The organism is Vreelandella hamiltonii, assembly GCF_014651775.1.
GTDB classification, from domain to species: Bacteria; Pseudomonadota; Gammaproteobacteria; order Pseudomonadales; family Halomonadaceae; genus Vreelandella; species Vreelandella hamiltonii.
This window is the reverse complement of record NZ_BMXN01000012.1, coordinates 19,724-32,707: the sequence shown is the minus strand read 5'-3', so window position 1 is coordinate 32,707 and position 12,984 is coordinate 19,724. Positions and strand designations below refer to the sequence as shown.

At 61.2% G+C, this 12,984-nt stretch carries 12 protein-coding genes; 6 read left to right on the top strand and 6 right to left on the bottom strand.

Annotation, left to right across the window (positions count from 1 at the left end; all coding sequences use genetic code 11):
* Positions 1–49: 49 nt before the first annotated feature.
* A complete protein-coding gene (locus tag IE091_RS11275) occupies positions 50–2,491 on the top strand; it encodes a membrane-bound PQQ-dependent dehydrogenase, glucose/quinate/shikimate family (protein WP_189463674.1) in 2,442 nt (813 codons plus the stop codon).
* 138 nt (positions 2,492–2,629) lie between these two features.
* Entirely contained in the window at positions 2,630–3,397 is a 768-nt protein-coding gene (locus IE091_RS11270; protein WP_189463673.1) for a class I SAM-dependent methyltransferase, read from the top strand.
* A gap of 58 nt (positions 3,398–3,455) precedes the next feature.
* Here IE091_RS11270 and IE091_RS11265 read toward each other — a convergent pair whose 3' ends face one another.
* Positions 3,456–5,114 (bottom strand): methyl-accepting chemotaxis protein, encoded by a 1,659-nt coding sequence (locus tag IE091_RS11265; RefSeq protein WP_189463672.1) that lies wholly within the window; start codon positions 5,112–5,114, stop codon positions 3,456–3,458.
* A 181-nt stretch (positions 5,115–5,295) separates the two neighbouring features.
* The gene (locus IE091_RS11260) at positions 5,296–6,357 is read right to left on the bottom strand and encodes an NAD(P)-dependent alcohol dehydrogenase (RefSeq protein WP_189463671.1); all 1,062 of its coding nucleotides are present in this window, start codon (positions 6,355–6,357) and stop codon (positions 5,296–5,298) included.
* A 196-nt stretch (positions 6,358–6,553) separates the two neighbouring features.
* Here IE091_RS11260 and IE091_RS11255 point away from each other — a divergent pair, with 196 nt between their 5' ends.
* Positions 6,554–7,456 (top strand): AraC family transcriptional regulator, encoded by a 903-nt coding sequence (locus tag IE091_RS11255; protein ID WP_039175854.1) that lies wholly within the window; start codon positions 6,554–6,556, stop codon positions 7,454–7,456.
* 29 nt (positions 7,457–7,485) lie between these two features.
* Here the strand turns inward: IE091_RS11255 and IE091_RS11250 are convergent, their stop codons facing one another.
* A complete protein-coding gene (locus IE091_RS11250) occupies positions 7,486–7,911 on the bottom strand; it encodes a VOC family protein (protein WP_039175852.1) in 426 nt (141 codons plus the stop codon).
* Positions 7,912–8,046: 135 nt separating this feature from the next.
* Here IE091_RS11250 and IE091_RS11245 point away from each other — a divergent pair, with 135 nt between their 5' ends.
* Positions 8,047–8,913 carry a LysR family transcriptional regulator gene (locus IE091_RS11245; RefSeq protein ID WP_189463670.1) on the top strand — a complete coding sequence of 289 codons (867 nt, stop codon included), beginning with the start codon at positions 8,047–8,049 and terminating at the stop codon, positions 8,911–8,913.
* Positions 8,914–8,981: 68 nt separating this feature from the next.
* On the opposite strand, the gene mqo is transcribed toward IE091_RS11245, so the two are convergent.
* Positions 8,982–10,640 carry a malate dehydrogenase (quinone) gene (gene mqo / locus IE091_RS11240; RefSeq protein ID WP_189463669.1) on the bottom strand — a complete coding sequence of 553 codons (1,659 nt, stop codon included), beginning with the start codon at positions 10,638–10,640 and terminating at the stop codon, positions 8,982–8,984.
* A gap of 147 nt (positions 10,641–10,787) precedes the next feature.
* On the opposite strand from mqo, the gene IE091_RS11235 reads away from it, so the two are divergent.
* Positions 10,788–11,000 carry a DUF3820 family protein gene (locus tag IE091_RS11235; RefSeq protein ID WP_039175844.1) on the top strand — a complete coding sequence of 71 codons (213 nt, stop codon included), beginning with the start codon at positions 10,788–10,790 and terminating at the stop codon, positions 10,998–11,000.
* A 1-nt stretch (position 11,001) separates the two neighbouring features.
* Here IE091_RS11235 and IE091_RS11230 read toward each other — a convergent pair whose 3' ends face one another.
* Positions 11,002–11,382: a hypothetical protein gene (locus IE091_RS11230; protein ID WP_189463668.1), complete on the bottom strand. Its 381-nt coding sequence runs from the start codon at positions 11,380–11,382 to the stop codon at positions 11,002–11,004.
* A gap of 106 nt (positions 11,383–11,488) precedes the next feature.
* On the opposite strand from IE091_RS11230, the gene IE091_RS11225 reads away from it, so the two are divergent.
* A complete protein-coding gene (locus IE091_RS11225; RefSeq protein ID WP_189463667.1) occupies positions 11,489–12,274 on the top strand; it encodes a DUF1499 domain-containing protein in 786 nt (261 codons plus the stop codon).
* Here IE091_RS11225 and IE091_RS11220 read toward each other — a convergent pair.
* A complete protein-coding gene (locus IE091_RS11220; RefSeq protein WP_189463666.1) occupies positions 12,269–12,895 on the bottom strand; it encodes an SDR family oxidoreductase in 627 nt (208 codons plus the stop codon). The two genes, IE091_RS11225 and IE091_RS11220, sit on opposite strands and share 6 nt — an antisense overlap.
* Positions 12,896–12,984: the final 89 nt, after the last annotated feature.

Genomic DNA, 12,984 nt, shown 5'->3' with positions numbered 1-12,984 from the left:
GCATTGTTGCCACGCAGGCAACACCCGCCCCATAACCACAGGAAAAGACATGGACGCTACCTATCGCAAAGGACCGGCCGTCTGGGCCATGCTCGCCCTGGCAGGCGTACTCCTGCTACTGAGCCTGCCCATGATCGTAGGTGGGGGATATCTGGTCCTGCTCGGGGGCTCGTGGTATTTCCTGCTGGCGGGCCTTGCCATCCTGAGCGCCGCCGTGCTGATGTGGCGCCGGTCCCCATCGGGCGTTTGGCTCTATGCCGCAACGGTACTGGCTACCCTGGCCTGGTCGTTATGGGAAATCGACCAGAAAGGCTGGCTGCCGATTTGGCAGGTGGACTTACTGGCGCGCATGGGGGTGCTGTGGGGCTTGCTGGCGGTGGCGCTGCTGCTGTTACCCGCGCTGTACCGACACCGCGGCCACCGGCCTGGCTGGGGGGCACGCCTGCCGGGCCTGATCGCCCTGGCGCTGCCGAGCCTGGCACTTCTGTGGCTGTTGCAGGATCGTCATGTGGATATCGACTCCCCGGCGCAGGCCCGCGTGGCGGAAGGCGCTTCCTCGCCTGACATGAACGACCAGACCTCCATGGACTGGCCGGCCTACGGTGGCGATGCGTCGGCTCGGCGGTTTTCCGAGGCCAGCCAGATTACGCCAGACAACGCGGCGCGCCTCAGCGAGGCCTGGACCTTCAATACCGGCGATACTCCCCATAGCGACGCGACACCTTATGCCTTTCAGAATACGCCACTGAAAGTGGGCAACAGCGTCTATGTATGCACCCAAAGCAACCAGGTGTTTGCACTGGACCCCGGCAACGGCGAGCAGCAGTGGCATTTCGACCCACAGGTCGACCCCGATGCGCTGGAGCATGTGTTTTCTGCCGCCTGCCGCTCGCTGGCATACCATGAAACCGACGACCCCACGACCCAGTGCCCGCGCCGTCTGCTGATGGGCACCATGGATGGACGCCTGATGGCCCTGAATGCCGAAGATGGCTCTCAGTGCACCGATTTCGGCCAGCAGGGAACCGTTGACCTGTATGAGTTCATGGACCCGCAGGCACCGGGCTATCTCTCCAATACATCGGGCCCTACCGTGGTCAACGACAGTGTGATCGTAGGGCATCAGGTGACCGACAATCAGCGCCGGGACGGCCCTTCCGGCGCCGTGAGGTCCTACCATGCCCTCACGGGCGAGTGGCAGTGGACCTGGGACGCGGTCTGGACGACCCCCGACCAACAGCCCGAACCCGGTGAAGTGTACCCGCGCGGCACCCCCAACGTGTGGGCGGCCATCACGGCCGATGAAGCCCTGGGGCTGGTCTACCTGCCCACCGGAAACCCTACCAATGACCAATATGGCGGCGACCGCTCGCCGGAGGAGGATGCCTTCACTGCATCGCTGGTCGCCGTGGAAGCCGACTCCGGCGACGTCGCCTGGAAATTCACCACCGTGATACATGATTTATGGGATTACGATCTGGGGGCGCAGCCAGCGCTGATCGACTTCCCCACCGAGGAAGGCCCCAGAGCGGCCGTGGTGCAAGCCACCAAATATGGGCAGGTATTCGTCTTCGACCGTGAAACCGGTGAACCCCTGCGCAGCATCGAGGAGCGCGCCGTGCCTCAGGGAGCCATCGAAGGAGATTGGACCTCGCCGGTACAGCCTTTTTCACCAGACATGCCCAACTTTGGTTCACTGCCAGGGCAGGAAGTCGAACGCTTGACCGGGGCGCATACCTGGGGCACGACGCCACTGGACCACCTCTACTGCCGCATCGAGTTCCAGCGCATGCGCTACGAGGGCATGTTTACTCCTCCCACTCTGGAGGAAGGCGGCATGCTGCAGTTTCCTGGCATCCTGGGCGGCATCAACTGGGGCAGCGCCTCGTTCGATCCCACGCGCCAACTGATGATCGTGAACAACAACCGCATGCCCTCGCAGGTGGTGCTCTACCCCCGAGAAGAAGCCGACGATATGGATGACATTGCCCCCATTGGCGCTCAGGATGCCAGCTACATCGACCAGCAGGCCCAGCCCATGCTGGGCGCACCCGTGGCAGCGGAGCGCGGAGCCTGGCTCTCTCCGCTGGACATGCCGTGTACGGCGCCACCCTGGGGCTTTCTGAGCGCCACCGACCTGAACAGTGGCGAGATCGTCTGGTCACGCCCGCTGGGCACCAGCATGGATCAAGGACCGCTGGGCATTCCCTCGCGCCTCAAGATGACGGTGGGTGCCCCCACCAGCGGTGGCCCGTTGGCCACCCAAGGGGGCATGACCTTCATTGGGGCCGCCATGGACGATTACCTGCGCGGCTTCGACAGCGCGACCGGCGAACTGATATGGGAACAGCGCCTGCCAGCAGGCGGGCAGGCCAACCCCATGACCTACGTGCACCAAGGCCGCCAGTATGTCGTCATCGCCGCAGGCGGCTCTTTCCAATCGGAAACCACGCTGGGCGATAGCGTCATTGCCTACGCCCTGCCCGAATGATGGGCAGGGTAAACGTGAAAAATGTACGTGCTGACTGGGGCTTATCCAGCGGATGGCTATACTGTAAAAAGCGTTATTCTAATACAGTGTTTCACTCTGAATAATCGCACCACTGAATAACGATGCCAGGATGCCGCCATGACAAACGCCTCACATACCCCGCCTGGGCAAGCATGGAATGCTAGCCAGTACGCGGAAAACGCATCTTTCGTGCCCAAGCTGGGCCACGAGGTGCTGAAGCTGCTCTCCCCTCAGCCGGGTGAGCGCATTCTGGATCTGGGCTGCGGTGATGGCGTATTGAGCGAGCGCATCATGCAGCTGGGCGCTGACGTGCTGGGCGTCGATGCGTCGGCGGAAATGGTCGCGGCGGCGCAGCAGCGCGGCGTGACGGCCAGGGTAATCGATGGCCACCAACTGCCCTTCGACCACGAGTTCGATGCGGTTTTCAGCAATGCCGCCCTGCACTGGATGCTGGACCCTCAGGCCGTGTTGGCAGGCGTCAAGCGAGCCCTCAAACCTGGTGGCCGCTTCGTGGCCGAGTTTGGTGGGCACGGCAACGTGGCGGCCATCTGCACCGCGCTGATTGCCTCGCTACAGTTCCGTGGTATCAGCTCCAAAGGGCGTCACCCGTGGTATTTCCCGACGGCAGAGGATTACGCCAACCTGCTGCAAACGGTGGGCTTTCGTATCGACAGCATCGAGCTCATCCCGCGCCCTACGCCGCTGCCCAAGGGCATGGCCAACTGGCTGGACACCTTTGCCAGCCCGTTCTTCCACGGCCTGGATGACGACCTGAAAGATGCCGTGTTCGATCATACCGTCAACCTGCTGTCGCACAGCCTGAGCGATGGGCACGGCAACTGGACCGCCGACTACGTGCGCCTGCGCGTGGTGGCCCACGCCTGAAAGAAAAACGCCCCCTGAGCACATCGTGCGCTCAGGGGGCGTTCTATGGTCTTCCTCTTTAGAATTCGTCCCACTCGTCCTGCTTTTGAATCGACTTGGCCGGAGGCGTCTGTCCTGCCGCTTGCCGAGTCAGGGCGGGCGCTGGCGCCTGCGGCGCAGGCGACAGCTGCTCGCCAGCGGCCAGCCGGAAGGTGGAGATCAGTTCTGCCAGGCCACTGGCTTGGCCCTCCAGGGCAGTGGCCGCCGCACTGGTTTCCTGCACGAGCGCCGCGTTCTGCTGGGTCACCGAATCCATTTCGGTCAACGCCGCATTGATCTGCTCGATCCCTCCGCTCTGTTCACGGGTTGCCGTGGAAATTTCACCCACCAGCGTGGTGACCTGACGAATGGCGTCCACCGTCTGATGGATGGTTTGCCCGCTGCGCTCGGCCTGGCTGGCACCGCTGGTGATCTGTGCCGTGGTTTGCTCGATGAGACCGCGAATCTCCTTGGCCGACTCGGCACTGCGGGTAGCGAGAGAACGCACCTCACTGGCCACCACGGCAAAGCCGCGCCCCTGCTCACCGGCTCGGGCCGCTTCCACGGAGGCATTGAGCGCCAGGATATTGGTCTGGAAGGCAATCGAGTCGATCACGCCAATGATGTCGTTCACCTTGTCGGCGCTGGCCGCAATATCCCGCATCAGTTGCACGGTTCGCTCGACCTCGTCGCCACTCAGCTCTGCCGACTGCGATGCCGCCACGGAGAGCTGGTCGGCCTGCTGGGCGATATCCGCATTGGTGCCCACCGTGGTCGCCATCTGCTCCATGCTGGAAGCCGTTTGCTGAAGCGCGGCGGCCTGCTGCTCGGTACGTGAGGAGAGGTCCTGGCTGCCGGAGGAGATCTCGCTGGCCCCGCTGTAGACGTGTTCACTGCTGCTGCGCAACGAGAGGACCAGCGTTCTGAGCTTTTCCTGCATGGCGGCCAGCCCAATGAACAGCTGGCCAATCTCGTTACGGCCGCGGTCTTCGATACGCCCGGTCAGGTCGCCGTCGGCAATGCGCGCAAAGTGGTCCAGTGCCTGGCGCAGCGGCGTCACCACCCCGCGCACCATGGCAATACGAATGACCAGCGCCGCCAACAGTGAAAACAGCAGTAGACCAATGGCGATGGCACCTACCCAGGTCGCGACTCGCTCAACCTGTTGCATCACCTGCTGACCACGGGATTCGGTATAGGCCACAAAATCGCTCATCGCCGTATCCAGGCGCGCGCTATGCTCGCCCAGCTCCGCCTGGCGGCGCTGGATCTGGAAAGGCGGCGCATTCAACAAGGGCTCCAAGCCTTCCACCACAAAGGCTTGATAAGCCTCGGTCACCGCATTTCGGTAGCGGGAAAGCTCACTTTCCGGGGCCACCACCACAGCGGAGAACTCCTCGAAGTACTGTTGCGCGATTTGCGTGGCCTCCACTGCCTGCCCCTGGCTTTCCTGACCTCTTTCAGGATTGCCCATGGTACTGAAGCTGGCAGCGCGGTCGAGAAAGGTCTGCGCCCGTAACGCATTGACCTGCATTCGGTTGGCCAGATTGACCAGCCGCACATTGGTATTGTTGATTTCGGCAAGTGCCTGACCGCTGTTGGTATTGGCATAAAAGCCCAGCCCGCTAATCAGGCCAATCATCACCACCAGCACCGCGAGGGCAGCCGTCAGGCTCCATTTGATTGAGAGATGCTTCATGGGTGAGTTCCCTTGTGCTTATTCGTTATGGCACTGCTCAAGCGAAGGGTAAAACAATCCACGTCAAAAAACGGCCTCTCTACGACTTATGTATATCAACAAATTTTCATTGATGGGCCCACAAAAAAGCCCACTCCCCGAGAAACCCTCGGAGAGTGGGCATCGCTACCCGTGAAATGCCTCAGGCAGGCGTGTTTTTCAGCGTGGCCATGTCGATCACGAAGCGGTAACGCACGTCACCTTTTTCCATGCGCTCGAAACCTTCGTTGATGTCGTTGATATCCAGCATTTCGATATCGCAGGTGATGTTCTGTTCGGCGCACAGCTTCAAGAGCTCTTCCGTTTCGGCAATCCCGCCGATCAGTGAACCAGCCACCACGCGGCGCTTGAAGACCAGATTGAACGCTTCGATGGTCGGCTCGATGGGCTCCAGCAGCCCGACGATGATATGCGTACCGTTGTACTTGAGCGCGGCCAGGTAGGGGTTGAGGTCATGCTGCACCGGCACGGTGTCCAGCATGAAGTCGTAGGTCTCTGCCACGGCCTCCATTTGCGCCGGGTCGCTGGACACCACCACGTGGTCAGCGCCGTTTCGCTTGGCTTCCTCTACCTTAGCGTCGGAACGGGTAAATACCGTGACTTCTGCGCCCAGCGCCTTGGCCAGCTTCACGCCCATATGGCCCAGGCCACCCATGCCAATCACCCCGATCTTGTGCCCTTTACCTACCCCGAAATGCTTCAGCGGTGAGTAGGTAGTGATACCGGCGCACAGGATAGGCGCTGCCGAGGCCAGATCGATACCATCAGGCATCTTGAGCACGAAATGCTCGCTCACCACGATGGCATCGGAATAGCCGCCCTGGGTCAGGGTGCCATCCTGACGGTCGGGGCTACCGTAGGTCATGGTGAAGCCTTCCAGGCAGTATTGCTCTACGCCTTCTTGGCAGGCCGAACAGGTACGGCAGGAATCGACCATACAGCCCACCCCTACCAGATCGCCTACCTGGAAGCGGCTCACGTCGCTGCCCACGGCGGTTACGCGGCCGACGATCTCGTGGCCGGGCACGACGGGGTATTGGCTCATGCCCCAGTCGTTACGCGCAAAGTGCAGGTCGCTGTGGCATACGCCACAGTAGAGAATTTCGATGGCAACGTCGTCGGCACGCGGCGCACGACGCTCAAAGGTAAACGGCGCGAGGGGTTTGTCGGCAGAAAACGCGGCGTAAGATTTTGCTTGGCTCATGGAAACTCCTGTTCAAGGGATCCCGCCCATGCGAGAGAAGTCACCATTATTGGCCGTACCGCCGCGGTTAGCGATGAACGAAGCTCCGTTTTTTTTGCCTATTTCTCTACTCAAGCGTAATAAAATAACAAAAATTCGCTCAAAAAAGGCACAATCGTCGCAGCTGCCCCAAGACTGCCTACCTTTCGGAGCTACCATGGCCACTACCACCGCTGCCGGTAATGCCCTCGCTCAGTGTCTTTCTCCCTTGATTCGACGAGAAGGAATGAACGCCTCGACACTGCCACGCGTCAGCCTGCTGTGTCTGAAACGGCATCAGCCGCGCACCCCGCTCATGTACGAACCGGGGCTGACGGTGATTGCCCAAGGGCGAAAGATCGGTTACTTGGGTGACCGCGAGATTCACTACAATCCTGGCCACTATCTCGTTCAGACCCTGCCGCTGCCTTTCGAGTGCGAAACACACGGCTCCGAAGAGGCGCCGCTGTTGGGTATTTCGGTCTCTCTGGACCCCGCACTGCTCAACGAGCTGGTCACGGCCATGGGCGATCAGGGGCCGCTTGTGCAAACCGTGAAAACCCCCAGGCCCATGGCCTCGGTGGCCATGAACGAGGGCATGCAGGCCGCCGTACTGCGGCTCGCCCACACCCTGCACGACGAGATGGAGTGCCGCACCATGGGGGCAGCGCGCATACGCGATGTGGTATTCGAAGCGCTCAAGGGGGAACAGGGGCAAGCGCTGCGTGCGCTGGTCAGCGGCCATGGCCACTATGCGAGAATCGTGCAGGTGCTTTCCCATCTGCACGCTCATTTTGCCGATCCGTTTTCAGTGGAACAGCTGGCTCGTCAAGCCAACATGAGCGTCTCGACCTTTCATCAGCACTTCAAGCAGATCACTCGGGCTTCCCCGGCGCAATACTTGAAACGGCTGCGGCTGCTGAAGGCTCAGCAGCTATTGCTGCAGGACCGCCATAACGTCAACCAGACCGCCTTGGCCGTCGGCTACCGCAGCGTGCCTCAGTTCAGCCGCGACTATAAGCGTTACTTTGGCGAGCCACCGCTACAGCATCGCCGACAGGAGCAGGCCATGCGCGCCTGACACGCGCCCTGCCGGCGACACAAGCGCACTTACTTGGCAAAAATTTGGCTCTTGTCCTTGAACGCCTTGAACTCCAGCGCATTGCCGCAGGGGTCGAGCAGAAACATGGTGGCCTGTTCACCCACTTCTCCCTTGAAGCGAATATAGGGTTCGATCACGAAATCGGTATCGCGGGCTTTCAGGCGCTCGGCCAGCGTTTCCCACTCATCCCACTCCAGGATGACACCAAAATGCGGTACCGGCACATTGTGGCCATCCACCGGGTTGGTATGGGCGCTTTCCTGCCCAGGCGTCTTGGGATGCCCGTGAATCACCAGTTGGTGGCCAAAGAAGTTGAAATCCACCCAATGGTCACTGGAACGCCCCTCTTCCAGACCAAAAACATCATTGTAGAAAGCGCGTGCCAGCGGCACATCGTAAACGGGGATTGCCAGGTGGAAAGGGGAAAGGCTCATGAGAGGCTCCTGTTATCGGGTATGCCGCGATGTGCTGCGTTTATGGTTGGTTCAGCCATCCTAAAAGCCGCCATGCAAAAATAAAATCAATTGTTTTTTGATAAACTCACAAAAAATATTGATGAGTTACCGATCATGATTCGTGAGCTTAAAACGCTTGTCGCCGTGGCCCAGCACGGCACTTTTGCCGCTGCCGGGCAGCAGACCGGGCTGACGCAGGCGGCCGTCAGCGCCCAGATGAAGCGCCTGGAAGCGGAGCTGGGGGTCACACTGTTCGAGCGCAGCGGTCGCAATGCCGTCCTCACCTCGCAAGGTCAGGCCACCCTGCAGCAAGCCCGCGCCCTGCTGGCGCTGTACCGAACGCTGGGGGCTGCGGGCACCGACCAAGCCCCCGGCACGCTCATCACGCTAGGCGCCATTGCCTCGTATCAACGTACGCTGCTGCCGGACGTGCTGGCACATTTTCACCGCCACTTTCCTCACTGCCGCAGCCGGGTGGTCCCTGGGCTGTCACTGGGGCTGATGAGCCAGGTGGACGCAGGAGAGTTCGATATGGCCGTGATCATTCGGCCGCCTTTCTCGCTGCATAGCGACCTGCGCTGGCAGCCACTGGCCCATGAACCCTTTCGCCTGTTGGTACCACAGGACTGGTCAGGGAGCGATTGGCGAGCATTGCTGGAGCGTCATCCGTTCGTGCGTTACGACCGGACATCCTTTGGGGGGCGGCAGGTCGAGCGCTTCTTGCGCGATCAGCACTGCCAGGTGCGCGATGTGTGTGAAGTCGATGAACTGGATGCCATCGTTCGGCTGGTGGCCAACGGCGTGGGCGTCGCGCTGGTACCAGAGCCTCGTGCCCTTGACCACTGGCCCAGCGGCATCAGGGCAGTCAGCCTCGGTGAGCACACCTTTCACCGGGATATCGGGGTGGTATATCGAGGCGATCAACCTGGCCACGAGGCAGCCCGTGCCCTGATCGCCCTGTTGGTGGAATACGCCGCATAGCCATGAACGAAACGCACAACGCCAGCCCGAAGGCTGGCGTTGTATAGGCCGAACTTCAGGCGTCCTGCTTACGCCTGTGTCACCTCTGCTTCTTGCTCGCTGCCCTGAGCTTCCGCTTCGTCAGCGGCGTCTTCGACGTCACTTGCCTCGACGGCATCGCCCGCCTGCAGGTTCATGGGCTCGTCAAGCTGCAGGGTTTGTGCCGTGTAGGCGCGCACGTTACGCAGCAGCTCCGGATTTTCCGCCAGTTTCTGGCCGTAGGACGGCACGATGGCGGTCAGGGTGGACTGCCACTCTTCGGTGGCTACCTGTTCGGGGAACACACGACCCAGCAGGCTCAGCATGATCGACGGAGCGGTGGAAGCGCCCGGCGAAGCGCCTAGCAGCGCAGCCATGCTGCCATCGGCAGAGCTGATGATTTCGGTACCAAACTGCAGCACGCCGCCCTGCTCTTCATCGTTGCGGATGATCTGCACACGCTGGCCCGCTGTCCACAGCGACCAATCTTCGGGGTTGGCTTCCGGGTAGAAGTCCTGCAGCGCTTCGAAACGGTCTTCTTCCGACATCATCACCTGGCTGACCAGATAGCGCACGAGGTCAAAGTTATCGACTCCGACCTGCATCATCGGCCAGGTATTGTTCAGCGTCATGGAGCCGAACAGGTCGGTCCAGGAGCCTTCTTTCAGGAACTTGCTGGAGAAGGTGGCAAACGGGCCGAAGAACAGCGCGGGTTCACCGTCCAGATAGCGAATATCCAGGTGGGGTACCGACATCGGCGGTGAGCCTTCACCGGCCTTGCCATACACTTTCACCAGATGCTGAGACACGACGTCCGGGTTGGTGGTGTAGAGGAACTGGCCACCCACCGGGAAGCCGCCGTAGCCCTCTACTTCAGGAATACCGGTTTCCTGCAGCAGCGGCAGCGCCGCACCGCCCGCACCGATGAAGACGAAGCGTGCATCCACGGTGAACTCATCACCGCTGGTCAAGTCGGCGATACGTACCTGCCAGGTATCGTCGTCATTGCGCTCGAAACCGCGCACTTCACTGTTCAGACCCAGCGTGAAGTTGTCGCCCTGGGCCAGAGATTCGATCATCTGGCGCGTTTGCGCACCGTAGTTCACCTCGGTGCCCATCTGCATGCGCGTTGCTGCCACCGGGGTGCCGTCGTTCTCACGACCGGCCATGACCAGCGGCATCCACTCGGCCAGCTCCTGCCAATCCTCGGAGTACTCCATACCGGCGTAGAGCGGGTTCTGTACCATGGTAGCGTGACGCTCGCGCAGGAACGCCACGTCGTCTTCGCCCCATACCAGGCTCAAATGCGGAGAGGTGCTGATGAACGAGCCGGGCTCGCCGAGCATGCCACGGTCCACCTGGTGCGCCCAGAACTGGCGAGACACCTCGAACTGCTCGGTCACGTTGACCGCACGGTCGATGGCCACACTACCGTCCGACTGCTCAGGGGTGTAGTTCATTTCGCAGAAAGCCGAGTGTCCGGTACCTGCGTTGTTCCAGCCGTTGGAGCTTTCAGCGGCGACTTCATCCAATCGCTCGTAGAGGTGTATGCTCCACTCCGGCTCCAGCTCCTGGAGATAGGTGCCCAGCGTAGCGCTCATGATGCCGCCGCCAATCAGCAGGACATCGACCGGTTCATCGGCCGAAACGGGCATTGCTGCTAGCGCCAGCAGCGGCGAGCAGAGTAAAAGACTTAAACGTTTTTGCATGTCATGTCCCTGACGATACAGAAATGACGTGCCGGAGCAGTGAGCGCCCAGCGTCGAGGGGGGGTGATTGTCGACGAAAGTCTAACAAAAAACCGTGGGCGCGGAAACATAAAAGAACGCTTAAATGAGAATGAAAGGAATTACCGAATGAAACCCGAAGACCTCGAAAAGCTGGTCTCACGCAAAATGCCCTTCGGCAAATACGAAGGATGGATCATCGCCGACCTGCCTGGGCCCTATCTCAACTGGTTTGCGCGAGAAGGCTTCCCTTCCGGGGAGATTGGCCAGCTGCTGCACTTGATGCACGAAATCGACCATAACGGCCTGAGTGGCCTGCTCGACCCGCTGCGCAAGGCGTGAGTCAACGGAGATTCATGGCCCCCTCGCGCTCGGCCAGGTAGTGCTCCGCGTGGGTCACGGGGTCCTGTGGAAAGCGACCCAGCGCCACGGCCTTTTCGAAAAACCCGCTGGCCGGACGATCTTCGCCACGCCGACTGATGACCAGCGCCGCGACCAGGGGCCGCCCTGCCACCACGTCCTCTTCCATGAGCCATTCAAGCGCATTGGCCACTTGCGCAATGGTGCCCGGCGGGGTGAGCCCCAGGGCAGCCGCCACTTGCTGATAGGTCATGGGCAGGGCCTGCCGAGGCGCTTGCTCGAGCAGCGCGCGCACTCGGCCGGCGAGCAAAGCCGTTGCCTGGGTGGCGGTCACATCCGATGAAGAGTGTCTGGGTGAGTGCATGGAGGCGTCCCTCATGGCGGCATCTTGGGTCAGGCGGGAAAAGTGACCACGCTACCACATCGCTGGCTATGCTGGGCAGAGACGTCATGTTTCCAAGGGGAAAGGGATGGCCAGAGCATTCACAAGAACATTCAGCCGTACACGCAACAAAAGCCGCTGGCCCAGCGCGCTGGTCTGGCTGAGCCTGGTGGCGCTGTTGGCGGCCGTGACCATGATGGCCATCGCTGGCCCGGCATATCGCTGGCAATGGGTAGGGCTGGGTGAGGCATTTACGTTGCTGCGCAATGGTGTGTTCACGGCCATGGCCTCGCTGGCCTTGAGCGTGCTGACGCTGCTCATCAGTGCGTTCACTCGACGGGCAGGCACCGCGGGTGCGGCACTGCTCGTCCTGCTGGCCACGGCGGCGCTGCTGTACTTGCCTTGGCAGCAGTGGCAACGTGCCCAGCAGGCGCCTGTCATTCATGACATCACCACCGATACGCAAAATCCGCCGGCTTTCGTGGCCCTTCGTGAAGCCCGCGAGGCAGCCCCCAATGCCGTCGACTACCCCGGTGATGCCACGGCAAGGCAGCAGCAAGCTGCCTACCCTCGAATTCAGCCGCTGCAGGTAGCGGCCGATGCCGTCACTGTACTGGCGGCGGTGCAGGCGGAAGTCGAGGCAGCAGGCTGGCAGATTGCCGACATCGCTCCAGACCGCCTGGAAGCCACGGCCACTACCCGCTGGTTTGGCTTCGAGGACGATGTGGTGATTCGCTTGACCGAGCAGCCAGCGGGCACCCGAGTGGACATGCGTTCAGCCTCTCGCCTGGGTGCCAGCGACGTGGGCACCAACGCACTGCGCATCGAGACCTTCATGGCTGCCCTGAATGAGCGCCTGAGTGACGCGTTATAACAACGCATCGATGGGGCGTTTGCCATCCAGCAGGGTAATGTCGCGGTCGATGATCGAAGGCGTCTGCACCACCCTCAGCAGCGCATGGGCCACGTTGGCACGCGAAATGCGATTATCGCCCGCTTCTTCCACGCTGCGGGCAAACTTGTGGCTGGGGGGATCATCGGTGAGCCGCCCCGGCTTGAGAACCACGTAGGAGATATCGCTATGGCGCAGATGGGCGTCGGCAGCGAACTTGGCCGCCATGTACGGTCGCATGTTCTGCGGGGCTTCCAGAGGTTTTTCAGCGCGCAGCGCACTGACCATGATATAGCGTGACAAGCCACGCTGGCTGGCGATATCCGCTGCGCGGATGGCACCGAACAGGTCGATCAACAGGGTTTTGTCAGGCCCGGTATGCGGCCCGGACCCTGCCGTGAACACCACCTGATCACACCCTTCGAAGGCATGCTCCAGCTCACCCTCCAAGTCGGCGATCACGGTAGGAATGCCGCGCTCTTCGAACCATGCCGCCTGCTCCCGGTGACGAATCATCGCCTTGACGGGCGTGCCCGCCTGCTTGGCCAAGGCACAAAACTGCTGGCCAATCTGGCCATTGGCCCCTATCACTAGCGTCGTCATCTTGCCTCCTTGTCTTGATTCACTCTTTATCAGTGTAGGCAAGTGCAGCAAAGTTCAACCGATTGAGAGGCAAACAGCGAACGCCGGGG